The organism is Pseudomonas sp. K2I15 (assembly GCF_002204795.1).
Lineage (GTDB): Bacteria > Pseudomonadota > Gammaproteobacteria > Pseudomonadales > Pseudomonadaceae > Aquipseudomonas.
Genome location: NZ_NIXO01000010.1, coordinates 114,060 through 136,487 on the forward strand (window position 1 = coordinate 114,060; position 22,428 = coordinate 136,487).

The window sequence follows — 22,428 nt, forward strand, 5'->3', positions numbered from 1 at the left end:
TGAGCTGTGAAATCACAGAAATTAAAAATATCTATATAAAACAGATAGATAAAAAAATTGTTCCTCGAAAAAATAAACCTGGCATGACGGCTGCAATAACTCTCGCAACGAAACACACAACAGAGCGAGACGCCACGATGGCCAACTCCCAAGTCTTCAACACCCAGCAGGCGAAACTGCCCGCATGTGACACCTTGAACGCTACACAAGTACCGGCTTATGCCTACAGCGCCAAGCACAAGCTGGCCCAGTTGGCGGTCACCGGTTGCTTGAACCAGACCTTCCACGCCTCGGCTGAAAGCCAGCTGGACAGCGTGTTGCAACTGGCTTGCGAGCTGGACAGCCGCTATGTCGCCAAGGTTGCGTGTTATGCCCGCCGCCAGGGCCATATGAAAGACATGCCGGCGTTGCTGTTGGCCGCACTGGTGGCGCAGCGTTCTGTGAGGGTGCCGCAGGTGTTCGGGCAGGTGGTGGACAGCGGCAAGATGTTGCGCAATTTCGTGCAAATCCTGCGCAGTGGTGTGACGGGGCGCAAGTCCCTGGGATCGCAGCCCAAGCGTCTGGTACAGAACTGGTTGAACACCGCGACCGAGCGTCAGTTGTTGCAAGCCTCGGTAGGTAATCAGCCGTCGTTGGCGGATGTAGTGAAAATGGTTCACCCCAAGCCCACTGAGCCATGGCGTGAAGCGTTCTTCGCCTGGTTGATCGGGCGGCCGGTGGATGTACAGGCCTTGCCGGAGTTGACCCGGGCCTTGCTCGCCTTTCGTAGCGGTTCAACCACGCAAGTGCCGGCGGTACCGTTCCAGTTGCTTGGAAACGAGAAGCTCAGTAAAGAACAGTGGGCTGGCCAGGCCGATAACATGGGCTGGCAGGCGCTGCGCATGAACCTCAATACCTTTGCACGCCAAGGCGCGTTTGAGGTGCCAGGGTTTGCATGGCAAGTGGCAGCGCGGTTGGCTGATGCAGAGGCAATCGCAAAAGCTCGGGTGTACCCGTACCAGTTGCTGGCGGCGTATCGGATGGCGGGAGACGACGTACCGGCCTGTGTACGGGAAGCGTTGCAGGACGCGCTTGAGTTGTCCCTGGCCAACGTGCCGGTGTTGCAAGGTTCGGTAGTGGTTTGCCCTGACGTGTCGGGTTCGATGCACAGCCCGGTGACCGGTTATCGTGAGGGCGCCACGACCGCTGTGCGTTGCATCGATGTGGCGGCTTTGATCGGTGCAGCGATACTGCGCAAGCAGCCGGACGCACGCTTGATGCCGTTTGAAAACCAGGTGGTGGATATCCGGCTCAACCCGCGTGACAGTGTGATGAGCAATGCGCAGAAGCTGGCGGCTATCGGCGGAGGCGGAACTAACTGTTCGGCGCCGCTGGCAAAAATAGCCAGTGCCAAAATGAAAGTGGACATGGTGATCCTGGTGTCTGACAACGAGTCGTGGATTGACGCAAGGCGCCAGCGCGGTACCGAAACCATGCGCCAATGGGAGCTGATCAAGCAGATCAACCCGCAAGCGCGGCTGGTGTGTATCGATATGCAGCCGGGTGCAACTACGCAGGCGGCGGACCGCCAGGATATTTTGAATGTGGGAGGCTTCAGTGATGCGGTATTTGATGTGGTCGCGCAGTTCGCCGAAGGGCGCTACGGTGCGCAACATTGGGTACAGGCGATTGAAGCCATAGAAGTTTGATTTCACCGGCGCTGAATGCCGACGGGACTACATCCAAGACGTCTCGTCGAACCCTTGTCAGCGCCAGTGACGGCACGAATGCCTGTGGCTGTACATCTATGGTACGCCGGTGCGATCCGGCGCTCAGTCACACTTTTTGTCGTGCCACCTTTTTACGATTGCCTCGGCGAATGCCGGTGAAACTACAGTACGGAATGGTCGCGGGTTCGAGTCCCGCCAGTCGCAAGACTGTAGCTCAGCGGGAGAGCGCGCCGCATGTTTCACCCTCCTTTTGTCGCCGTCTGTTTACTTGAAGCGCCGCGCCTGCGGCACCTACAAAAAGAATCGAGATCATGCAAGAGAAAACCTACCAACTGCTGGAAGTTGCCAACGGCAAACCGATCAAGCTCTGGACCCAAGGAGTACCGGTAGAGCCGGAAGCTCGCCAGCAATTGATGAACACGGCGAAGATGCCGTTCATTTTCAAACACCTTGCGGTGATGCCGGATGTGCATCTGGGCAAGGGCTCCACCATTGGCAGCGTGATACCCACCGTGGGCGCGATTATCCCGGCCGCTGTTGGCGTGGATATCGGCTGCGGCATGATTGCCGCGCGTACCTCGCTGACTGCCGCAGACCTGCCGGACAACCTGCACGGCTTGCGCTGCGCGATTGAAGCGGCGGTGCCCCATGGTCGTACCAGTGGCCGCAATGGGCGTGACAAGGGTGCCTGGGACAGTATTCCGCAGCAGGCCGATGTTGCCTGGGCGGCGCTGCATCCACGCTTCAAAACGATCACCGACAAGTACCCGAAGTTGCTGAAAACCAACAACCGCCAACACCTGGGCACGTTGGGTTCGGGTAACCACTTTGTCGAAGTCTGCCTGGATGAAGCCAACCGGGTCTGGTTCATGTTGCACAGCGGTTCCCGTGGCGTCGGCAATGCGATTGGCAACCTGTTTATCCAGTTGGCTCAAGAGGACATGCGTCAGCACATCGCCAACTTGCCGGATCGGGACCTGGCGTATTTCGAAGAAGGCAGTGAGCACTTCGATGACTATGTTGAAGCGGTCGGCTGGGCCCAGGACTTCGCCCGGCAGAACCGTGAGTTGATGATGCAGGCGGTGGTTCAGGCGACACGCAAGGTGATCCACAAACCGTTTGAAGTAGCGCTGGAGGCGGTGAACTGCCACCACAACTACGTGCAAAAAGAGCGGCATTTCGGCGAAGAGATTCTGGTCACCCGCAAGGGTGCGGTGTCGGCCAAGAAGGGTGAGTTGGGGATTATCCCCGGCTCTATGGGCGCGAAAAGTTTCATTGTGCGTGGGCTGGGCAACGAAGAGTCGTTCTGTTCCTGCAGCCATGGCGCTGGTCGGACCATGAGCCGCACCAAGGCCAAAAACACCTTCACGGTTGCTGATCAGGTGCGTGCGACGGCTCACGTGGAATGCCGCAAGGACGCCGCGGTAATCGATGAGATTCCGATGGCCTACAAGGACATCGACCAAGTCATGCACGCCCAGCGCGAGCTGGTGGAAGTGCTGCACACCTTGCGGCAGGTGGTGTGCGTGAAGGGATAGAGCCTGGAATTTTTTAGCGGCATAGGAGCATTCAAAATGAATAGGGAAGAAGAGGACCGTCATCCCCTCAGTCTCGCCATGCGCGAACGGGTCTTGCTTGAACTGGAGCGCATAGAGCACGAGCGAAACGTCACGGTGCTGTATGCCTGTGAGTCCGGCAGTCGCGCCTGGGGCTTCGCCTCCACCGACAGTGATTATGACGTGCGGTTCGTCTATGTGGAAAAACCGGACTGGTTTGTCCAGGTGGATACGCCACGGGACGTGATCGAACGCCCGCTGGACGATGAGTTGGATATCAGCGGTTGGGAGTTACGCAAGACTCTTGGTCTGCTACGCCAATCCAACCCGACGCTGCTGGAGTGGCTGGATTCGCCGCTGGTGTATCGCAGCGAAGCGGCTGCTACCTCGCGCCTGCAGGCCCTGGCGGAAGCGTTCTACAGCCCGCCGGCGGCTCGCAGTCACTATTTGTCGATGGCCAGGAAGAACTTTCGTGGCTATCTGCAAGGCGACACGGTGCGCTTCAAGAAGTATTTCTATGTGCTGCGGCCGTTGCTGGCGGTGCGCTGGATCGACCTTGGGCTCGGACGGCCACCGATGACATTTGCCGATCTGTTGTCGACGGTCACGGACTCGCTATTGCTGGATGAAGTGGCGACGCTGCTGGCCCTCAAGCGTAATGCCGGAGAAGCCGCCTACGGTCCGAGGCGCCCGGCGTTGCACCGTTTTATCTCGGCAGAGCTGGAGCGCGAGGTGCCCAAGTTGCCACGCACCCAGGAACACACTCATTTGCTGGACCACTACCTGAGGGAAACGGTAAAGCACTACGCATAAGGATTGGATATGAACCAGGATGTGATTGAGCTGGACGGCGCCATGGGTGGTGGCCAGGTGTTGCGCAGTGGCCTTAGCCTGTCGATGGTGACCGGGCGCACGCTGCGGATTAAAAATATTCGCGCCAGGCGCAGTCGGCCAGGGCTGCTGCGTCAGCACCTGACGGCGGTTCTGGCCGCCGCCCAGGTATGTGGCGCACGGGTCGAAGGCGCCGAACTGGGTTCCCAGGTCTTGCTGTTCGAGCCGGGCCGCATCCAGGGCGGGGACTATAAGTTCTCTATCGGCACGGCCGGCAGCTGCACGCTGGTGTTGCAGACCGTACTGCCGGCATTGCTGCTGGCTCCGCAAGCCAGCCGCGTCAGCATTTGCGGAGGCACCCACAACCCGATGGCGCCTCCGGTAGATTTTCTTGAGCGCGCCTGGTTGCCGCAACTGCGCCGGATGGGTGCGCGGGTCGAGCTGACGCTGGTGCGTCATGGCTTTGTACCGGCTGGCGGTGGCGAGCTTGTGGCGTTTATACATCCAAGCGAATTGATGCCGCTGCACCTCACGGAGCGGGGTGAATTGAAGGGCGCCTGTGCCACCACGCTGAGCGCCGGGTTGCCCGTTCACGTCGCCGAGCGTGAGCTGGCGCGTGTCCGTCAGCGGCTGGCCATCAGCCAGGAGCAGTTGCACGCAGTGAATCTTGATCCGGAGCACGGGCCGGGCAATGTCCTGGTGCTGGAATATGCTCATGCGCACGTCACCGAGGTATTCAGCGCATTTGGTCAGGCGAGGTTGCGAGCAGAGGCGGTGGCCGACCAAGCCATTGAGCAGGCGCTCGAGTGGCTGGCCAGTGAAGCGGTCGTCGCCGAGCATCTGGCCGATCAGCTATTGCTACCGATGGCACTTGCCGGTGGCGGCAGCTTCACCACGCTGCGGATGACCGAGCACTTGCAGAGCAACATGGCGGTGATTCAGCGGTTTTTGCCGGTGGTTATTGAGCGCCGCGAGCAGGGCCCTCAATTGCTGAAGATTGAATGCCGGGCGCTGTAGCCCGCTAACGCTGAGCCGCGATGGCGGTCACCGGCGGCCTGTTCTTCATCCCGTCAGCCGATTTGCTTGAAGAACTGGCCGACTGCGCCCCTTAGGCCAGCAGCCCGGTGCTTACCGCAACAATCAGGAACACCCCCAGCACCGCGCGGTAAATCACGAACGGCCAGGTGGAGAACCGCTCCAGGAACTTCATCAGGCCCCAGATCGCGAAGAACGCCGAGACACTGGCAACCACCAGGCCAAAGATCAGGTGCGGCCAGGCGTGAGCGGGAAGGTCGGCGTGGAACAACACCCACAGCTCCTTCAAGCCTGCCAGGGCGATCGCCGGCAAGCCCAGCAGGAACGAAAACCGCGCCGCTTCTTCACGCTTGAAGTTGAGGAACAGTGCGGCAGTCAGGGTCGAACCCGAGCGGGAAACCCCCGGAATCAGCGCGCCGATCTGCGCAATGCCGACAATCAACGCATCCCGCAGGCGCATTTCACCCACCGTGCGCTTATGCCTGGCGCTGAGTTCAGCCGCCGCCAGCAGCACCGCCATCACCAGGCAGGAAATCCCGATTACCATCAGCCCGCGCAGCGGCGAATTGCACGCGTTGAGCGTCGACGACAAGGCAATGCCGGCGATACCAATCGGAATCGTCGCCAACACAATGGCCACCGCCAGCTTGAACCACTGGTTGTTGTAGTCGCCCTGGCGCACCGCAGTGATGCTGCCGACCGTGACCTGGCGCACATCCTTCCAGAAGTAACTGACCACCGCGGCCAGTGCAGCCAACTGCATGGCAGCGGAGAATGCCGAGCCTGGATCGGGCCAGCCGAGCAGGGCGGGCACGATGCGCATATGGGCGGTGGAAGACACGGGCAACAATTCGGTGATGCCTTGAATGATGCCCAGGATGCCGATTTGCAGGTAATCCAGGGACGCAAAGCCGACATCGAGGCCGCTGGTGCAGACGTTTGTCAAAGTACTTATCCTGAGAATAAGGGGAGGGAAGTGATGCGGAGTTTAGTCTAACCTTGTAATGATTTTGCCATTGACAAGAGAAAAGAGCGATCGGTTCAGCAAGCAGAAAGCTTGACCGACTTATTGGCATTGCCGCTGGCTTTTGTTGACAATGGCGCCCTGTTTTTTTACCGAGATGCCCATGCCTGCAATCCCCGATAGCACCGTCGAATTGATCGAGACCGGCCCGGAACATGCCGCGCTGATCGCCAACCTCTACCAGTTCTACGCCTACGAGTCCTCGGACTGGGAACAGGAAGATGTCGAGGTGGACGGCCGCTTCTACATTCATGAGGAGCATCTGGCCCGCTACTGGCAAGACCCGCAGTGGAGCGCCAACTTGCTGTTGGTCGACGGGTTTATCGCAGGCTTCCTGCTGATCGAAGGCAGCGAATTGCCCGGGATCGACGCGCTGGAACTGGCAGACCTGTTCATCCTGAAACGCTACCGCCGCAAGGGCATTGGCCGCGCCATCGCCACCCAAGTGTTGAGCAGCGGCGAGGCGAATTGGCTGGTGCGTTTCTATGACCAGGATGAAGTATCCCAGGCGTTCTGGCGCACGGTGCTGGATAACCTGCCGCGCCCGGTGCAGGCCATCGAGCTGGATGATGAGCCGAACCTGCTGAGTTTCCTGGTGACACGAGTAGCGCTGCACTAAGGCATCAGCTGAACGCTGCGCCAGCCCCTGCACTGAACAGCGCCGCCTGCATCGCCTGTGGCGGCTGCCCGAACGCACGCAGAAACGCCTGGCGCATCCGCTCGCGATCACCGAACCCGGTCTCGCGGGCGACCACTTCCACCGGATGCCGGCTGGTCTCCATCATCGCCCGGGCGGCTTCCACCCGCAGGGACTCGATGGCTTTGGCCGGGGTTTGCCCGGTCTCCTCGCGAAACACCCGGCTGAACTGGCGTGGGCTGAGCCGCGCCACGTCTGCCAATGCCTCGACGGAAAGGTCGTGGGTCAGGTTCTCGCGGGCATAGGCCAGGGCCAACTGCACGCGGTCAGATTTTGGGTCCAGCTCCAGCAACGCCGACAGTTGCGACTGCTCGCTGCCACGCCGTTGGGCAATCACCAGCTTGCGCGCGATGCGGCGGGCGAGGTCACTGCCCAGGTCGTTCTCCACCATGGCCAATGCCAGGTCCACCCCGGCGCTCATGCCGGCGCCGGTCCAGATCTGGCCGTCGACGACAAACAGTTTGTCTTCCTCCAGGCGAATCTGCGGATAGCGCTTGCGAAAGGCCGGTGCGTGCAACCAGTGGGTGGTTGCGCGCTTGCCCTCAAGTAACCCGGCCTCGGCCAGCACGAAGATCCCCATGCACAGCGAAGCAATCCGCCGCGACTGCTTGGAGGCCGCCTGGACCAGCTTCAACAGGTTGGCATCAGGCAGTTGGAACTCCAGGTAGCCGCTGACGATCAATGTGTCATAGCCCTCAGGCCGGATCGGCGTGCTGTTCACCGAGAAACCCTGGGACGTCATGATCGGGCCGCCACTTTCCGACACCAGGTGAAACTCATACGCCTGCTCGCCACGCAGCAGATTCGCGCACTCGAACACCGAGCCCAGGCTAAGGCTTAAGGATTGAAAGTTCGGGTAAACCATCAGCGCAATGCTGTGCATCTCTACTCTCCAAGGGGCGCGGAGCGTTGATTGTCGGCGTGTGCCGGGTAAACGGCAACCGGCTTGGCGCAATGTCCGGAATCCTTGCGGACATGACATTGTGCGGTTTTGGCCCGGCTCCTAAGCTTCAATCCATTCCAACCCACATCACCCCGAGGCACTGGCACATGAAAGTATTGATGGTTTTGACTTCTCACGACCAGCTTGGCGACACCGGCCGCAAGACCGGGTTCTGGCTCGAAGAATTTGCTGCACCGTACTACGCGTTCAAGGACGCCGGGGCCGACGTGACCCTGGCCTCGCCGACCGGTGGGCAGCCACCGCTGGACCCGGTCAGTGACCTGCCGGACTCGCAAACCGAACAAACCCGCCGCTTCGCCACTGACCCGGCGGCCCAGCAGGCCCTGGCCACCACGCTGAAGCTGGACTCGGTCAACGCCGACGGCTTCGACACCGTCTTCTACCCAGGCGGCCACGGCCCGCTGTGGGACCTGGCAGAGTCGAAAACCTCCATCGCGTTGATCGAAGCCTTCGAACGTGCCGGCAAGCCCATCGGCTTTGTTTGCCACGCTCCGGGCGCCTTGCGTCACGTCAAGGCCGTCAACGGTGAGCCGCTGGTCAAGGGCCGACGCGTCACCGGCTTCTCCAACTCCGAAGAAGCGGCGGTTGGCCTGACCGACGTGGTGCCGTTCCTGATCGAAGATGATTTCAAGGCACTGGGCGGCAAGTATGAAAAGGGTGCTGATTGGCAGTCCTTTGTGATTGAAGATGGCCTGCTGGTTACCGGGCAGAATCCTGCCAGTTCAAGCGACGTTGCCAAAGCGCTGTTGAAGCTCACCGCCTAACCCGCTAAATCCCCCACAAGCATGTTGTTGGCGGCTCCCTTAACCGGGAGCCGGCAGCTTCTGTTCGCCCGAAATTCAACTCTGGAATACCCGTCATGAGTAACAGCGCTTTAGGTACCCCGATCAAACTGGGGCACCACACCCTGAAAAACCGCATCGTGCTGCCGCCACTCACGCGCCAGCGAAGCGCCCAGCCCGGCGACATCGCCACAGACCTGATGGCCGTCTATTACCGCCAGCGCGCCACCGCCGGCTTCATGGTCAGCGAGGGCACGCAGATCGAGCCCCGTGGCCAGGGTTATGCCTGGACGCCGGGCATCTACACCCCGGCGCAGATCGACGGCTGGCGCACGGTGACTGATGCCGTGCATGCTGAAGGCGGCGTGATTTTCGCCCAGCTTTGGCACGTGGGACGCGTGTCCCATCCCGACCTGCAACCCGACGGCGCAGCCCCCGTCGCGCCTTCGGCGATCCAGCCGCAGCAAGTCAAGGCGTTCATTGAAACCGGGACGGGTACCGGTGAGCTGGTACAGCCGCCGGAGCCCCGCGCCTTGGCGACCGCCGAGGTCAAGGCGCTGGTCGGGCTTTATGCCCAGGCTGCAAAAAATGCACTGGCTGCCGGGTTTGATGGCGTGGAAATTCATTCGGCCAACGGCTACCTGGTCAACCAATTCATCTCGGCGCATTCCAACCAGCGTGACGATGAGTACGGTGGTTCGCTGCACAATCGCCTGCGCTTCCTGCGGGAAATCGTCGAGGCGGTGGTCGACGTGGTCGGCCCGGAACGCCTCGGTGTGCGCTTTGCGCCGTTGTTCAGCGGCACAGATCAAGACCGGGTTTACATCGGCCTTGTCGAGGAAGACCCGCATCACACCTACATCGAGGCGATCAAGGTGCTTGAGGCTGCCGGCATCGCCTACGTGTCCATCGCCGAGGCTGACTGGGACAACGCCCCCGAGTTGCCCGAGTCGTTCCGCCAGGCAGTGCGCGATACCTTCACCGGTCGCATCATCTACGCCGGCCGCTACACCGCAGAGCGCGGTGCGAGGCTGGTAGAGGCTGGGCTGGCAGACCTGATTGCATTTGGTCGGCCCTACATTGCCAACCCTGATTTGCCCCAGCGCATCCTCAACGGCTGGCCGCTGAACCCGTTGAACGCTGCCGGCCTGTATGGCGGCACCGAAGTGGGCTTCACCGATTACCCGGTGTACGCCGGGTAATCGCTGGCTACTCGGTCGGGTACTTGCGGAACGCCGGATGCTGCTCCGCGAGTGCCGTGTGGCGCTGCAAGTGGGGGAACGCGTCCGCCTTGACCACATCCCGCAATTTGAGCTGGCTGAAGGACCAAGCGACCGCCACCGTCACGCTCGCCTGGTTCAGCGGCGCCTCGCTGTCACGCCCAGCCACCAACGTCTCCAATAACGCATAAGCCGCCAGCAGTTGCCCGGTCACGCGGTCGATCCAGGGCTGGTGAAGCTTTTCGGCGGGCCGCAGGTGATGTTCGTAGACGATCTGCACGGTTTTTTCGCACGCGGCCAGCGCCAGGCCGATCACTTGTAAATCCCTGGCAAGCGCCGCTGCTTGCTGGGGCAACAGCTTGTTGCCGACCGGCGCCAGGGCTTCCAGGTAATCGAGGATCAGCCCTGAATCCATCAGCATCGTCCCGTCATCCAGCACCAGCGTCGGCGCCTTGACCACCGGGTTGATCCTGGAAAACTCATCGAACGTGCTGAACACCGACAATGCCTGATGTTCAAACGCGACACCGTACAGCTCAAGGGAAATGGCTACGCGGCGCACGTAGGGCGAGTCCAGCATACCGACCAGTTTCATGAAGCCTCCATTTACCGCAGTGTTAAATTCAGATGACTTTACAGGGCGACTTTCTTCCGTAATATCGATCTTATTTACCATGAAAGGTTAGCCAGGCTTACATGAATGCTTTCCCGCCCTTGACCGCACTGCGCAGTTTTGAAGCCACCGCCAGGCTGGGGAGCGTGACCCTGGCGGCCAAGGAATTGCACGTCACCCATTCAGCCATCAGCCAGCAGATCAAGGCGCTGGAGGAGATGGTCGGCCTCACGCTGTTTGTGCGTGAAGGTCGCGGGCTGCGTGTCAGCGAGGATGGCCGCCTGTATGCGTTGCAAATTCGCCAGGCGCTGGCGGATATCGAGCACGCCACCCGCACGATCCAGGCCCAGCCGAAAATGGGTGAGCTGGTGGTCGCTGTCATTCCCTCGTTTGCCCGTGCCTGGTTGATCCCGAGGCTGCCGGCGTTTCAGCAGCTTTACCCCGACATCAATATCCGTTTGCAAGCAAGCCTGACGGTTTCCAACCTGCATCAGGAATCGGTAGACATTGGCATTCGCATGGGCAAGGGCGACTGGGATGGCGTGGAGCAGACGTTACTGTTTCATGACGAGCTGGTGGTGGTCGCGGCCCCGCACTTCAATGGCGGGCGACTGCCGAGTACGCCAAGGCAGATCATCGAGAGCCGGATTATCCATAGCACTGAATCCTGGTTGCCCTGGTGCCAGGCGGCCGGTGTCGAAATGGCTGTTGAGCGTCAGGGCCTTTGCAGTAACGATTCGAACCTGGTGCTGGAGGCGGTGCGGTTGGGCCAGGGCATCGCGCTGGATCGGCGCAGCCTGGTGCATGACGCCATCGTGCGGGGCGAGTTGGTGCAACTGAGCGAGATCAGTGCGCCGTACCCTTATCCGTATTGGCTGGTGTGGCCGCCACGGGAGCGTTCGGCGAACAAGCAGCGGGCGTTTTCCGACTGGTTGTTGGCCGAGGCGCAAACGTATCAGGTCCTCCTGAAAAGTCAGGCCTGATACGGGCTGGTTTTTCTCAGTCCATCCGCAACACTATCTTGCCGATATGCTCGCCACCCTCCATCCGTGCATGGGCCTGCGCGGCGTCGGTGTAGGCATACACCTTGTCGATCATCGGCAGGCAACGCCCGGCCGACAACACCGGCCACACGTGCTCGCGCAGTTGCTGGGCAATCGCGGCTTTTTCTTCCCGGGTGCGCGAGCGCAGCAACGAGCCGGTGACGATCGCGCGTTTGCCAAGGATCGCCAGCAGGTCGATGTCCTTGGCATGTGCACCGCCCAGGAAACCGAGCATCACCAACCGGCCTTCCATGGCCAGGGCGCTGATGTTGTTGTTCAGGTAGGAGCCACCCATGATGTCGAGGATCACGTTGACACCCTTGCCAGCGGTTTTTTCAGCGATGACCTGAGCGAAATCCTGATCACGGTAGTTGATCGGTTCGGCCCCCAGTTCGCGGATGGCGGCGCATTTTTCTGCGCTGCCGGCGGTGGCAAACGCTTCGATACCAAACTCGCGGCAGAGCATCAGCGCGGTGGTGCCGATGCCGCTGGTGCCGCCGTGAATCAGCACGCGCTGGTCTTTATGCGCGCCGCCGATGCCAAACAGATTGGCCCATACGGTAAAGAAGGTTTCCGGAATCGCCGCCGCCTGAACCCACTCCATGCCTTCGGGAACCGGCAAGGCCTGGCTGGCCGGTGCCACGCAGTACTGCGCATAACCGCCGCCATTGGTCAGGGCGCACACCTTGTCGCCCAGCGCGTATTCGCTGACACCTTCGCCCAGCGCGACCACCACACCGGCCACTTCCAGCCCGGGGAACGGGCTCATGCCGGGTTTCATCGGGTACTTGCCGGCGCGTTGCAGGGCGTCCGGGCGGTTGACGCCGGCGGCGTGCACGCGGATCAGCACTTCGCCGGGGCCGGCGGCAGGCATCGGCTCCTGGCGAGGTTTCAGGACCTCGGGGCCGCCGGGGGTGGTGATTTCGATCAGGGTCATTTCGTGGGGCAGATTCATTTGAGCGTACCTGTCGCAATGAGCGTATGGGTGGGACCACCTTCAGGGGGGGACGGTTCAGCATCATCATGCCCAGTTCCAGCAACAACGAGTAAACACACAGAGCACGCCCGTGCAATTCCCTCGGGGCCTGCCCCTGCACAATCGGCCTTGGTTCCGGCGTGTTGACGCCGGTGAACGTCACGGAGACAGGTCGCTTATGAACGCATTACAACGGGACGAATGGGCACGGGATTTCGGGCTGCTGTTTCTGCGGGGCAGCGGGGGATTGTTCCTGCTGTGGGTCCATGGCCTGCCCAAGCTGCTGGACTATGGCGAACAGTTGAAGGTGATCGAGGATCCCTTTCACCTGGGGGCGAACGTGACACTGTTGCTGGCGATATTCGCCGAAGTATTGTGCCCGCTGTTGATCATTGCCGGGGTGCTGGTGCGCCTGGCCTGCTTGCCGATCCTGAGCGTGCTGCTGATCGCCATGCTGGTGGTGCATCCGGAGTGGACACTGCTCGAAGGGCAGTTTGGCTGGCTGCTGTTGATCATTTTCACGAGCATTCTGATTGCCGGGCCCGGACGATTGGCGCTCAACCAGCGGTGGGGCGGGGCCCTGCGTTTTGCCTGAATAAAAAAGGCCGGGCGCAAGCCCGGCCAAAAGGAGGTGTCGCAGGGTGATGCAATCGGTTCAGCGCTTCAGGAACGCCAGCAGGTCTTCGTTCAAGGCTTCGGCGTGAGTGACAGCGAAGCCGTGTGGCGCATCCTTGTACACCTTCAGTTCGGCGCCGTTGATCATCTCGGCGGCCACCTTGCCGGTGGTTTCGAACGGCACGATCTGGTCGCCATCACCGTGGATGACCAGGGTCGGCACGTCGATCGTGGCCATGTCCGGGCGGAAGTCGGTTTGCGAGAATGCGGTGACGCAATCCACGGTGGACTTGAGCGAGGCGAGCATGGCGATCTGCAAGGTCTGGGTCAGTACGCCGTCGGAGACTTTCTGGCCCTTGTTGATGCCGAAGAACGGCGTGTTGAAGTCGGAAATGAACTGTGCGCGGTCCTTCAGCAGGCCGGCCTTGATGCCGTCGAACACCTCGGTGGGAACGCCCTGCGGGTAATCGGCTTTCTGGCCGAAAAGCGGCGTCACTGCCCCCAGCAACACCAGGCCGGCCACGCGCGCGTTGCCATGGCGCGCGATGTAGCGGGCGACGTCGCCACCGCCCATGGAAAAGCCCACCAGGGTCACGTCTTGCAGGTCCAGGTGGTTGATCAGTTCGGCGATATCGTCGGCGAAGGTGTCGTAGTCGTTACCGGTCCAGGGTTGGTCCGAGCGGCCAAAACCACGGCGGTCAAACGCGATGGTGCGGTAGCCGCGGCTGCTCAGGTATTCCATCTGGTATTCCCACATGTCGGCGTCCAGCGGCCAGCCGTGGCTGAACAGCACGGGCTTACCGCTGCCCCAGTCCTTGAAGTAGATTTCGGTACCGTCTTTGGTGAGGAATGTGCTCATGGAAACTCCTTGAGTGCGAGCCTGATCGGCGTGCATGGGTGGGTATCAAAGGCAAAGGCTGACTATTGTCGAAAAGCCCCGGCCGGGCTTGTACGGGTGTGCTTCGTTGGGTTTACCAACTGAACTTGAGTTCGACCCCCAGGTAATTACTGTCATGTCCGCCCGCATCCCGCAGCGTCTGGCCGATCGCGTAGTGCACGGCTTCGACGGCACCGGTGAGGTTGGGGGTAAACCCATAGTCGGTTCGCAGTTGGGTATAGGCGCCGGTCCAGCGCCCACCCTGGCCTGCGGTTCCGGCAACCGGCAGGTTTGGCTGAGTGTAGACCGCGTCTGCGGTGGTTTGCCGCCAGAGCAGGCCGACGGCGGTCTGAACGCTCAGCTTGGCGATGGGCTTGACGGTGATCGACGGCTTGACGTGAATCAGGTTGCTGTAGCCCGTATAACCCGCCAGGGAAAAGTAGTAGCCATTGGGGAACAGCGGGTTGAACGTGCCCACCGTGCCGTCACCAGGGTGGCGGTCGCCCGAGGCAATATCCATCTGCAACCCGACGCGCGGCGCCCAGGCCACGCTGTCGAAGGTATAACCCACGCGGCTGCCGCCGCCCCAGGCACGAATATCCTTGTGCCCCACCGAGCCACCTTGCAGCATGGCTTCAATGTCCCAGTCGAAGCCCAGGGCCGCGCCGCCCAACCGCGCGTCGAATAGCTGGCGTTTCTCATCGCCGTCGCCGTCCAGGTAGTGGGCATCGCTGCGTTCATAAACCCCGTAATAGGCCGACAGCTCATTCTTGCCGCCTACCAGCCGCTCGACCCGCAGCATGTGAAACTGAGCGTCGGCGTTGGACTTATCGTCGAAGTGCCGCTCGTCCTGGTACTGCACCGGGTGGCTGGCGATCCCGATAAAACGCCAGTCGCTGGTTTCCCAGTCGGCCCACAGTGCATCAAAGGACTGGCGCACATTCGGTCCGTCCCGTGACGAAATAAAGCGCTGCAAGTCGAAGGCAAAGTCCTGCCGGCCGATGCGGCCCTTGAACGTGCCGGCACTGAAGGTGTTGATGTATTCGGCAAAGGCCAGGCGCAGGTCGACACGGTCCTGGTCGGCGCCGCCGATCGAGGTCTTGTCATAGGCCCGCGCATCTTCCAGCTGGGTGAATACCCGCCAGTTTTCGTTCAGGTGCAGGTCGGCATGCACCTGGAAACGCTGGATCAGGTACCGGTCACGGGCCACGTTCTTCACGCCGAAACCGCTGGCGTCGTTCATCTCGAAGCGCTCGCGCAAGGTCGCGCCCAGGGACAGGTAAGTGAACGGGTTGGCGCTGGACAGCGGGATGTACTTCAAGCTGTCCAGGGGTTGGGTGCGCAGCGTCGGGTCCTTGAGCACGGACCAGTCTTCCTGCCAGCGGTTGGCCTTGATCGCCGGCCGTGTCGGTTGATCGTCAGCGTGGGCGCTACTCGCAAGCAGCGGCCACAACACGGCCAGGCCCCAGCCTGGCAGGCTTGCCCCGGTGCGTCGAGTCATCGGCATGTGCTCACTTCAGGGCAAGAGGTTGGTGGATTTCGGCGACGTAGCCGCCCGGAAATTCGACCATGGCGCTGCGACGGGCCTTGCTGTCATGGGCCGCCACCAACACCGTGGCGCCGGAGCCGGTCGCCTTGGCCAGTGTGGCGGCCAGGTCGGTCACCTGATAACCGGTGGTTTCATGGCCGAAGGGGTAGGGCAGTTGGCCGTTGGTGACCAAAACGGCCATGCGCCCGAACGGTGACTCGATCTCCACGCGACGGTAGCTGCCACTGGCTTGCCCGATATCGACGGCAGGCGCGTGCTTGTCATCCGCCAGGACCTTGCCATGGGAAAAACCGAGGAACGCCTTGATGAAGGTGTCGGCCCGATCACCCGAGACATACACCCGGTTCTCCGGAACCGTTTGGAACGCCGCATAATCCGGCGTCTTGGTGTGCCAATACAGCTGCATGTTCACGCCCCCCGGCCACTGAATCACGGCATCACGGCCGATGGGGTCGGGAAAGTCACTGACGATCACTGCCGCGCCGTTTTCCCGGGCAGCCTTGAGTGCAAGGTCCATGTCCTTGACCAGGTAGCCGTTACGCTCTTGACCGAATGGATGCGGGACGGGTGTGGTGAAGCCGAACAACGACACCGTACCCGCCGGCGTCTGCAGTAATTGTGAGGTGGTGCTGCTGGGCACCGGCAGCACATTCACCACCACCTGGGCCGTGCTTTTGCCACCGAAGGTGGCGAGAAAGCTCTGGGCAAAGCGGTCCACGTCAGCCGGGGCGACGTAGACGTGGCTGGTGTCGTATTGCGGCGCCACGGCCACATTCGGTGTTGCCGCAAACGCGCTGCCCATCATCTGTGCGGCCAACAGCGTCAATGCCAGGGATATCGTCTTCACTTTGTTGCACATGGCCACTCTCCAGCACTTTTTAACGTGATCGAAAGTCGCCAGCTTAGGGGCCTCGCCGTCGAGCGGATTGTATGGACGTGCTCGGTTGAACGGTTCAGCGTCTATGCGGGTCAACTGTCTTCAACGTCTGAACAAACAGGTGAACGAAATGGCCAAGACTTACAGCTACGCCGCCCGGGATCCCAAGGATTCACTCAAGCCCTTCACATTTGAACGTCGCGCCCCCGGGGCCGATGACGTGCAGATGGACATCCTTTACTGCGGCGTCTGCCACTCGGACCTGCACACCGTGCGCAACGAGTGGCACAACACCCTGTACCCGTCGGTGCCAGGCCATGAAATCGTGGGCCGAGTGACCGCAGTGGGCGCCAATGTCAGCAAATTCAAGGTGGGCGACCTGGCCGGTGTCGGCTGCATGGTTGACAGCTGCCAGACGTGCGCGTCCTGCGCCGAAGGCGAGGAGCAGTACTGCGAGAACGGTTTCACCGGCACCTACAACGGCCCCGTATTTGGCGGCGAAAATACCTTCGGCGGCTACTCGGACAATATCGTGGTCAAGGAGAAGTTCGTCCTGCGCATCTCCCACGACGAGAGCAACCTGGCGGCAGTCGCTCCGCTGCTGTGTGCCGGGATTACCACCTACTCACCGCTGCACCACTGGAAAGTCGGGCCGGGCAAGCGCGTCGGTGTCGTCGGTTTGGGTGGCCTGGGGCATATGGCGGTGAAAATCGCCCACGCCATGGGCGCCTACGTGGTGCTGTTCACCACCTCGCCGAACAAACGCGAAGACGGCCTGCGCCTGGGCGCCGATGAAGTCGTGGTGTCGAAGAACCAGGATGAAATGGCCAAGGTCGCCAACTCCCTGGACTTCATCCTCAACACCGTGGCCGCGTCCCATAACCTGGATGCGTTCCTCAACCTGCTCAAGCGCGACGGCACCATGACCCTGGTCGGCGCCCCGGACAGCCCGCACCCGTCACCGACCGTGTTCAACCTGATCTTCAAGCGCCGCAGCCTGGCCGGGTCGTTGATCGGTGGCATCCAGGAAACCCAGGACATGCTGGATTTCTGCGCCAAGCACGGGATTGTCTCGGACATCGAGATGATCGACATCCAGAACATCAATGAAGCCTACGAGCGCATGCTCAAGGGCGATGTGAAGTATCGGTTTGTGATCGACATCGACAGCCTGAAGAAAGAACAGCACGCGGCCTGATCGCCGCAGATCCCCTGTGGGAGCGGGCTTGCTCGCGAAAACGGTGATTCAGCCAACCGATCCAGCGACTGACACACCGCCTTCGCGAGCAAGCCAGCTCCCACAGTTTGATCTTCGCTAGTTTCTACACCGACAGGTGCTCATACAAAATCGTCGCACCCACCAGCATCAACACCACGCCGCCGACCATCTCGGCGCGCTTGCCCACCACCGCCCCCAGCACCCGGCCGAGCATCATGCCGAGGGTGACCATGGTCATCGTCGCCACGCCGATGGCTGCAGCCGCCACCAGGATATTCACGTCAACAAACGCCAGGCCCACGCCGACCGCCAGGGCATCAATGCTGGTGGCAAAGGCGGTCACGGCAAGGATCATGAACGAGTGCTGGCTTGGTTTTTCTTCCTCTGGGTCATCGGCTTTCAAACCGTTGTAGATCATGTGCAGGCCCAGGCCGACCAGCAGGGTGAAGGCGATCCAGTGGTCCCAGTTTTGCACCCAGCGGGTGGCCGCCTGGCCGATGGCCCAGCCGATAATCGGCGTGATGGCTTCAATCACACCAAAGATCAGGCCGGCCCGCAGGGCTTCGGTCAAACGCGGTTTGTGCAGGCTGGAACCTTTGCCGATGGCCGCCGCAAAGGCGTCCGTGGACATGGCAAGGGCGAGAAGGATGAGGGAAATGGGGTTCACGGTAAGGCTTCCAGTCGGGCTATATGAGTCAACGACACAACCACACGCCCGACTTTAGGCATGGATGTGTCGCTGGTCTCACCAACCAACATGGTGTTCGCACCACGGCATGTTGCCGAGAATGTTGATACGAACGCTTCGAGAATCCGAAGCAGGCTACTCCCCAACGAGGTGGCGGATTATAGCCTCGGCTACATGAAAATTTTGTTAAACGGGCCTCACGGATGCTCCAAATGACACCGCACCTGCTGACTCATCCCCCCCGTCAACCGCTGCGGCCGCTCACATCCTTTCGTTCGCCTTGGGCACCGGTCGAGAAAGAAACACCCATCCGGCAACACCCGGTTCCCCGGCAGCTCCGTTGGCGCACTGACGTACGCATCATCCAGCGCCACCCCAAGCTTGGGCACCGCCTCCAGCAACAGCTGGGTATACGGATGCTTCGGCTGCTCCAGCACTTGCTCGGCGCACCCCAGTTCGACGATCTGCCCCAGGTACATCACCGCCACCCGGTCGGCCATGTGCCGCACCACCGAGACGTTGTGGGAGATCAGGATGTAGGTCAGGCCCAGCCGGTTCTGCAGCTCCGCCAGCAGGTTGAGGATTTGCGCCTGTACCGAGATGTCGAGTGCCGAGGTCGGTTCGTCCAGCACCAGGATGCTCGGGTTGGACGCCAGTGCACGGGCGATGGCGATGCGTTGGCGCTGGCCGCCGGAGAACTGGTGCGGGTAGCGGTCGAGGTATTCGGCGCGGATGCCCACTTGCGCGGCGACCTTGGCGGCGATGGTGCGCATTTCGCCCTTATCGCCAAGAGCAAACAGCGGTTCGGTGATGATTTTCCAGATGGGCAGGCGCGGGTCGAGGGACGATTGCGGGTCCTGGAACACGATCTGCACATGGCGATGACGTTCCCGGGCGCTTTCGTACACCCAGTCCACTTCGCCGTCGCTGGGTTTTACCAGCCCCATCAGCAGTTGGGCGAGGGTGCTTTTGCCGCAGCCCGATTCGCCGACAATCCCCAGGGTTTCGCCACGGCGAACCTGCAAGTCGATGCCATTGAGGGCGTGGGCGTAACCGCGCGGGCGGCCGAGCCAGTCGGTTTTTACCGGGAACTTGACCCGTACATCCCGCAGCGCCAGCAGTGAATCTTGGGACACTGTCATTACACCGACTCCCCGGCAGTCAGCCAGCACGCGCTTTTGCGGGTGCCGGCAGGGTTGATCAGATCCAGGCGCGGACGCTCGATGCATTGGCTCATGGCCTGCGGGCAGCGTTCACGAAAGGTGCAGCCTGAGGGCAGGGCGGCCAGGTTGGGCACCTGGCCGGGGATGGTCAGCAGGTCGTCGCCGGGTTTCACTTGTTCCGGCAGGCCGCTGAGCAGGCCTTGGGTGTAGGGGTGGCGCGGGTCGCTCATCACTTGGGCGGTCGGGCCTTCTTCCACCACGGCGCCGGTGTACATCACGTAGACCCGGTCGCAGAACTGCGAAACCACAGCCATGTCGTGGGTGATCAGCAAAATCGCGGTGCCGCGCTGCCGGGCCTTTTCCCGCAGCAGCAACAGCACCTGGCGTTGCACGGTCACGTCGAGGGCGGTGGTGGGTTCGTCGGCGATCAGCAACTGCGGGTCGCAGGAAAACGCCAGGGCGATCATCACCCGCTGGCGCATGCCGCCGGAGAGTTCGAAGGGGTAGCTGTCGAGCACCTGTTCGGGGTCGGCGATGTGCATGTCCCGCAGCAGGGCGATGGCCTTGGCGCGGGCGGCAGCCTTGCTCAGGCGCTGGTGGTGGATGATCACGTCGAGCATTTGCCGGCCGATGCGCCGGGTCGGGTTCAGCGCGGTCATGGGTTCCTGGAAGATCATCGCCGCGTCGCGCCCGCGAATCTGCAACAGCTCCTTTTCGCTGGCACCAAGCATGTCGCGGCCGAGCATCTGCAAGCTGCCGGCGGTGATCCGGTAACTGCGCTCCGGCAGCAGGCGCAGGCTGAGCATGGCGGTCACGGATTTGCCTGAGCCCGATTCACCCACCACGCCGACGATTTCGCCGGGGTTGACGTGCAAGGACACGCCGTTGAGCGCCTGCACATTGTTGCGGTAAGCCGGGAATTCCAGGCTCAGGTTGTCGATCGCTAGTACTGCCGCGCTGGACATGGTCATTTCCCCTGTTGCCGTGGATCGAGCAGGTCACGTACACCGTCACCCAGCAGGTTGAAGCCGGTCGCGGTGACCAGAATCGCCAGCCCCGGAAAGGTCGAGTACCACCAGTTGTCGAGAATAAAATTACGCCCGGTGGCGACCATCGCGCCCCATTCGGCGGTCGGCTGTTGTGCACCCAGGCCGATGAAACCCAGGGCCGAGGCCATCAGGATTGCGCTGCCGATGTCCAGGCTCAATTGCACCAGCAACGGCGGCATGGCGTTGCGGCCCACGTGCCAGGACACGATATGCCAGCGCCCGGCGCCGAAGGTCTGGGACGCCTTGACGTAGCCCATCTGCCGAATGCTCAACGCTTGCCCGCGAGCCAGGCGCACGTAGAACGGAATGCGCACCACGGTAATCGCCAGCATCGCGTTGAACAGGCTTGGGCCCAGGGCGGCGGCCAGGGCCATGATCAGCACCAGGGACGGGACCGACAACATGATGTCCATCAGGCGCATGATCAGGCCGTCGAAACGCCCGCCGATAATCCCCGACAGGCAGCCCAGCAGGCCACCCACCAGGCACGAGGAAAACGCCACGAACAAGCCGACGCCCACCGACTGGCGGCTGCCGTACAACACCCGGCTGAACAGGTCTCGACCGACTTCATCGGTGCCGAACCAGTGTTCGGCGGAAGGTTCGGCGAGGCGTTGGGCCAGGTTCAACGCGTTGGGATCATGGCTGGCCAACCATGGGGCGAACGCCATGCAGATCAGCACGATCAGGGTGATGGTCAAGCCGGCGATGGTCAGCGGGCTGCGGCGTATTTGATAGCCCAGGTATTCCAGGCGCGCGCGCCAGGTGGGGCGCTGATCCAGGGGTACCGGCACGGGCATGGTCAGGGGAGCGGTCATCTCAATTTACCTCGCCGATGCGCGGGTCGACCACGCGGTAGAGCAGGTCGATCAGCATGTTGAGCAGTACATAAATAAACGACACGAGGATCGCGAAGCCCATCACTGCCGGGAAGTCCAGGGACTGGATCGACTTCACCACGTAGGCACCCATGCCCGGCCAGGCGAACACGGTTTCGGTGAGTACGGCGCCGTACAGCAGGTCACCGAGGGTCAGGCCGAGCACAGTGATCGACGGGATCAGCGCGTTGGGCAGGGCGTGGCGCAAAATCACCGCCCAACGTGACAGCCCGTAGGCGCGGGCGGTGCGGATGTAGTCTTCGCCCAACTGGTCGAGCATCGCCGAGCGGATCTGCCGGGCAACCACGCCAAGGTTGACGAAACCCAGGGTGACGGCGGGCAGGATCAGGTGTTCCAGGGCATTCAGGAACAGCGGGATATCGCCGGCCAGCAGCGAGTCGATCAGGTAGAACCCGGTGATGGTGCGCGCAGGTTCCAGGCCTTCATCCAGCCGACCGCTGCCGGGCAGCCAGCCGAGTTGGCCGTAGAACAACACGATCAAGCCCAGGCCGAGCCAGAAGGCCGGGGTTGAGATGCCGGTGACCGCCAGCGTTCGGGCGACCTGGTCGATGGCGCGGTTGTGATACACCGCTGACAGTACGCCAAGCGGCACGCCTACCAGCACCGAGAGCAGCAGGGCGGCAACCGCCAGTTCCAGGGTTGCCGGGAAAAAGGCTTTGAGGTCTTCAAGTACCGGGCGGCTGGTGCGGATCGATGTGCCGAGGTCGCCGTGCAGCAGGTCGCTCATGTAGCGGCCGTATTGCTGGTACAGCGGCAGGTCGAGGCCCAGTTGATGACGGATGTTCTCGACGATGGCGTCGCTGGCCCGGTCGCCGGCAATCAGGCGCGCCGGGTCACCCGGGATCAGGTGGGAGATGCAAAAGGTAATCAGCGAAACGCCGACCACGACCAAAATCAGGCCGAACAGGCGTTTGCGCAACATATTCAGGAAGGCCATGAGGCACCTCGGGTGGAGAGCAGGCTTGTCGTGGCGAGGGAGCTTGCTCCCGCTGGGGCGCGGAGCGGCCCTGGCTTTTTCGGGGCCGCTTCGCAGCCCAGCGGG

Annotated in this window: 22 protein-coding genes and 1 riboswitch; of the genes, 10 read left to right on the top strand and 12 right to left on the bottom strand. The window is 61.7% G+C overall.

The window, feature by feature from the left end; genetic code table 11:
* The first annotated feature begins 137 nt into the window (after nucleotides 1-137).
* From CEC48_RS09370 to rtcA, 4 genes are all read left to right on the top strand, one after another.
* Nucleotides 138-1,688 (top strand): TROVE domain-containing protein, encoded by a 1,551-nt coding sequence (locus CEC48_RS09370; RefSeq protein ID WP_088423486.1) that lies wholly within the window; start codon nucleotides 138-140, stop codon nucleotides 1,686-1,688.
* A 332-nt stretch (nucleotides 1,689-2,020) separates the two neighbouring features.
* On the top strand, nucleotides 2,021-3,247 hold the full coding sequence (locus CEC48_RS09375) for an RtcB family protein (protein ID WP_088423487.1): 1,227 nt from the start codon (nucleotides 2,021-2,023) through the stop codon (nucleotides 3,245-3,247).
* A gap of 36 nt (nucleotides 3,248-3,283) precedes the next feature.
* Nucleotides 3,284-4,078, top strand: coding sequence for a nucleotidyltransferase domain-containing protein (locus CEC48_RS09380; protein WP_088423488.1), 795 nt, complete (start codon nucleotides 3,284-3,286; stop codon nucleotides 4,076-4,078).
* A gap of 9 nt (nucleotides 4,079-4,087) precedes the next feature.
* Nucleotides 4,088-5,113, top strand: coding sequence for an RNA 3'-terminal phosphate cyclase (rtcA, locus tag CEC48_RS09385; RefSeq protein WP_088423489.1), 1,026 nt, complete (start codon nucleotides 4,088-4,090; stop codon nucleotides 5,111-5,113).
* Nucleotides 5,114-5,204: 91 nt separating this feature from the next.
* Here rtcA and CEC48_RS09390 read toward each other — a convergent pair whose 3' ends face one another.
* Nucleotides 5,205-6,077: an undecaprenyl-diphosphate phosphatase gene (locus CEC48_RS09390; protein WP_088423490.1), complete on the bottom strand. Its 873-nt coding sequence runs from the start codon at nucleotides 6,075-6,077 to the stop codon at nucleotides 5,205-5,207.
* Between the two features lie 190 nt (nucleotides 6,078-6,267).
* On the opposite strand from CEC48_RS09390, the gene CEC48_RS09395 reads away from it, so the two are divergent.
* Nucleotides 6,268-6,774, top strand: coding sequence for a GNAT family N-acetyltransferase (locus tag CEC48_RS09395; protein ID WP_088423510.1), 507 nt, complete (start codon nucleotides 6,268-6,270; stop codon nucleotides 6,772-6,774).
* Between the two features lie 4 nt (nucleotides 6,775-6,778).
* On the opposite strand, the gene CEC48_RS09400 is transcribed toward CEC48_RS09395, so the two are convergent.
* Nucleotides 6,779-7,735 carry a GlxA family transcriptional regulator gene (locus CEC48_RS09400; RefSeq protein ID WP_088423491.1) on the bottom strand — a complete coding sequence of 319 codons (957 nt, stop codon included), beginning with the start codon at nucleotides 7,733-7,735 and terminating at the stop codon, nucleotides 6,779-6,781.
* Nucleotides 7,736-7,902: 167 nt separating this feature from the next.
* Here CEC48_RS09400 and CEC48_RS09405 point away from each other — a divergent pair, with 167 nt between their 5' ends.
* Both CEC48_RS09405 and CEC48_RS09410 read left to right on the top strand, forming a co-directional pair.
* A complete protein-coding gene (locus tag CEC48_RS09405; protein WP_088423492.1) occupies nucleotides 7,903-8,580 on the top strand; it encodes a type 1 glutamine amidotransferase domain-containing protein in 678 nt (225 codons plus the stop codon).
* 95 nt (nucleotides 8,581-8,675) lie between these two features.
* A complete protein-coding gene (locus CEC48_RS09410; RefSeq protein ID WP_088423493.1) occupies nucleotides 8,676-9,800 on the top strand; it encodes an alkene reductase in 1,125 nt (374 codons plus the stop codon).
* A 7-nt stretch (nucleotides 9,801-9,807) separates the two neighbouring features.
* On the opposite strand, the gene CEC48_RS09415 is transcribed toward CEC48_RS09410, so the two are convergent.
* Nucleotides 9,808-10,413, bottom strand: coding sequence for a glutathione S-transferase (locus CEC48_RS09415; protein WP_088423494.1), 606 nt, complete (start codon nucleotides 10,411-10,413; stop codon nucleotides 9,808-9,810).
* A 101-nt stretch (nucleotides 10,414-10,514) separates the two neighbouring features.
* On the opposite strand from CEC48_RS09415, the gene gcvA reads away from it, so the two are divergent.
* Complete coding sequence (gcvA, locus tag CEC48_RS09420; RefSeq protein WP_088423495.1) at nucleotides 10,515-11,414, top strand: transcriptional regulator GcvA; 900 nt, start codon at nucleotides 10,515-10,517, stop codon at nucleotides 11,412-11,414.
* Between the two features lie 16 nt (nucleotides 11,415-11,430).
* Here gcvA and CEC48_RS09425 read toward each other — a convergent pair whose 3' ends face one another.
* Nucleotides 11,431-12,429, bottom strand: a complete 999-nt coding sequence (locus CEC48_RS09425) for an NAD(P)H-quinone oxidoreductase (protein WP_088423496.1) — start codon at nucleotides 12,427-12,429, stop codon at nucleotides 11,431-11,433.
* A 199-nt stretch (nucleotides 12,430-12,628) separates the two neighbouring features.
* Between CEC48_RS09425 and CEC48_RS09430 the strand changes: the two genes are divergently transcribed.
* The gene (locus tag CEC48_RS09430) at nucleotides 12,629-13,045 is read left to right on the top strand and encodes a DoxX family protein (RefSeq protein WP_088423497.1); all 417 of its coding nucleotides are present in this window, start codon (nucleotides 12,629-12,631) and stop codon (nucleotides 13,043-13,045) included.
* 60 nt (nucleotides 13,046-13,105) lie between these two features.
* Here the strand turns inward: CEC48_RS09430 and CEC48_RS09435 are convergent, their stop codons facing one another.
* The 3 genes from CEC48_RS09435 to CEC48_RS09445 all read right to left on the bottom strand — a co-directional run bounded on the left by CEC48_RS09435 (nucleotide 13,106) and on the right by CEC48_RS09445 (nucleotide 16,350).
* A complete protein-coding gene (locus tag CEC48_RS09435) occupies nucleotides 13,106-13,924 on the bottom strand; it encodes an alpha/beta fold hydrolase (protein WP_088423498.1) in 819 nt (272 codons plus the stop codon).
* Nucleotides 13,925-14,036: 112 nt separating this feature from the next.
* Nucleotides 14,037-15,443 carry an alginate export family protein gene (locus tag CEC48_RS09440; protein WP_088423511.1) on the bottom strand — a complete coding sequence of 469 codons (1,407 nt, stop codon included), beginning with the start codon at nucleotides 15,441-15,443 and terminating at the stop codon, nucleotides 14,037-14,039.
* A 10-nt stretch (nucleotides 15,444-15,453) separates the two neighbouring features.
* Entirely contained in the window at nucleotides 15,454-16,350 is an 897-nt protein-coding gene (locus tag CEC48_RS09445) for a VOC family protein (RefSeq protein ID WP_088423499.1), read from the bottom strand.
* A 148-nt stretch (nucleotides 16,351-16,498) separates the two neighbouring features.
* Between CEC48_RS09445 and CEC48_RS09450 the strand changes: the two genes are divergently transcribed.
* Nucleotides 16,499-17,566 carry an NAD(P)-dependent alcohol dehydrogenase gene (locus tag CEC48_RS09450; RefSeq protein WP_176438693.1) on the top strand — a complete coding sequence of 356 codons (1,068 nt, stop codon included), beginning with the start codon at nucleotides 16,499-16,501 and terminating at the stop codon, nucleotides 17,564-17,566.
* A 124-nt stretch (nucleotides 17,567-17,690) separates the two neighbouring features.
* On the opposite strand, the gene mntP is transcribed toward CEC48_RS09450, so the two are convergent.
* The 5 genes from mntP to CEC48_RS09480 form a co-directional block, all read right to left on the bottom strand.
* The gene (gene mntP, locus CEC48_RS09460) at nucleotides 17,691-18,254 is read right to left on the bottom strand and encodes a manganese efflux pump MntP (RefSeq protein ID WP_088423502.1); all 564 of its coding nucleotides are present in this window, start codon (nucleotides 18,252-18,254) and stop codon (nucleotides 17,691-17,693) included.
* 39 nt (nucleotides 18,255-18,293) lie between these two features.
* A riboswitch (yybP-ykoY riboswitch) is annotated at nucleotides 18,294-18,431 on the bottom strand.
* Between the two features lie 41 nt (nucleotides 18,432-18,472).
* Nucleotides 18,473-19,417: an ABC transporter ATP-binding protein gene (locus tag CEC48_RS09465; RefSeq protein ID WP_088423503.1), complete on the bottom strand. Its 945-nt coding sequence runs from the start codon at nucleotides 19,415-19,417 to the stop codon at nucleotides 18,473-18,475.
* Complete coding sequence (locus CEC48_RS09470) at nucleotides 19,417-20,409, bottom strand: ABC transporter ATP-binding protein (RefSeq protein WP_176438694.1); 993 nt, start codon at nucleotides 20,407-20,409, stop codon at nucleotides 19,417-19,419. The genes CEC48_RS09465 and CEC48_RS09470 overlap by 1 nt, the downstream gene beginning before the upstream one ends.
* Nucleotides 20,406-21,305, bottom strand: a complete 900-nt coding sequence (gene ddpC, locus CEC48_RS09475; protein ID WP_088423505.1) for a D,D-dipeptide ABC transporter permease — start codon at nucleotides 21,303-21,305, stop codon at nucleotides 20,406-20,408. The genes CEC48_RS09470 and ddpC overlap by 4 nt, the downstream gene beginning before the upstream one ends.
* Nucleotide 21,306: 1 nt before the next feature.
* Complete coding sequence (locus tag CEC48_RS09480; protein ID WP_088423506.1) at nucleotides 21,307-22,323, bottom strand: ABC transporter permease; 1,017 nt, start codon at nucleotides 22,321-22,323, stop codon at nucleotides 21,307-21,309.
* Between the last annotated feature and the right edge of the window lie 105 nt (nucleotides 22,324-22,428).

What these genes read in the sequence shown, in the direction of transcription:
- CEC48_RS09435 (WP_088423498.1), bottom strand. Translation starts at nt 13,924, where the DNA reads ATGAGCACATTCCTCACCAAAGACGGTACCGAAATCTACTTCAAGGAC.
- CEC48_RS09445 (WP_088423499.1), bottom strand. Translation starts at nt 16,350, where the DNA reads ATGTGCAACAAAGTGAAGACGATATCCCTGGCATTGACGCTGTTGGCC.
- CEC48_RS09410 (WP_088423493.1), top strand. Translation starts at nt 8,676, where the DNA reads ATGAGTAACAGCGCTTTAGGTACCCCGATCAAACTGGGGCACCACACC.
- rtcA (WP_088423489.1), top strand. Translation starts at nt 4,088, where the DNA reads ATGAACCAGGATGTGATTGAGCTGGACGGCGCCATGGGTGGTGGCCAG.
- CEC48_RS09440 (WP_088423511.1), bottom strand. Translation starts at nt 15,443, where the DNA reads ATGACTCGACGCACCGGGGCAAGCCTGCCAGGCTGGGGCCTGGCCGTG.
- CEC48_RS09375 (WP_088423487.1), top strand. Translation starts at nt 2,021, where the DNA reads ATGCAAGAGAAAACCTACCAACTGCTGGAAGTTGCCAACGGCAAACCG.
- CEC48_RS09415 (WP_088423494.1), bottom strand. Translation starts at nt 10,413, where the DNA reads ATGAAACTGGTCGGTATGCTGGACTCGCCCTACGTGCGCCGCGTAGCC.
- ddpC (WP_088423505.1), bottom strand. Translation starts at nt 21,305, where the DNA reads ATGACCGCTCCCCTGACCATGCCCGTGCCGGTACCCCTGGATCAGCGC.
- CEC48_RS09465 (WP_088423503.1), bottom strand. Translation starts at nt 19,417, where the DNA reads ATGACAGTGTCCCAAGATTCACTGCTGGCGCTGCGGGATGTACGGGTC.
- CEC48_RS09400 (WP_088423491.1), bottom strand. Translation starts at nt 7,735, where the DNA reads ATGCACAGCATTGCGCTGATGGTTTACCCGAACTTTCAATCCTTAAGC.
- CEC48_RS09450 (WP_176438693.1), top strand. Translation starts at nt 16,499, where the DNA reads ATGGCCAAGACTTACAGCTACGCCGCCCGGGATCCCAAGGATTCACTC.
- CEC48_RS09405 (WP_088423492.1), top strand. Translation starts at nt 7,903, where the DNA reads ATGAAAGTATTGATGGTTTTGACTTCTCACGACCAGCTTGGCGACACC.
- gcvA (WP_088423495.1), top strand. Translation starts at nt 10,515, where the DNA reads ATGAATGCTTTCCCGCCCTTGACCGCACTGCGCAGTTTTGAAGCCACC.
- CEC48_RS09370 (WP_088423486.1), top strand. Translation starts at nt 138, where the DNA reads ATGGCCAACTCCCAAGTCTTCAACACCCAGCAGGCGAAACTGCCCGCA.
- CEC48_RS09470 (WP_176438694.1), bottom strand. Translation starts at nt 20,409, where the DNA reads ATGACCATGTCCAGCGCGGCAGTACTAGCGATCGACAACCTGAGCCTG.
- CEC48_RS09380 (WP_088423488.1), top strand. Translation starts at nt 3,284, where the DNA reads ATGAATAGGGAAGAAGAGGACCGTCATCCCCTCAGTCTCGCCATGCGC.
- CEC48_RS09430 (WP_088423497.1), top strand. Translation starts at nt 12,629, where the DNA reads ATGAACGCATTACAACGGGACGAATGGGCACGGGATTTCGGGCTGCTG.
- CEC48_RS09480 (WP_088423506.1), bottom strand. Translation starts at nt 22,323, where the DNA reads ATGGCCTTCCTGAATATGTTGCGCAAACGCCTGTTCGGCCTGATTTTG.
- CEC48_RS09425 (WP_088423496.1), bottom strand. Translation starts at nt 12,429, where the DNA reads ATGAATCTGCCCCACGAAATGACCCTGATCGAAATCACCACCCCCGGC.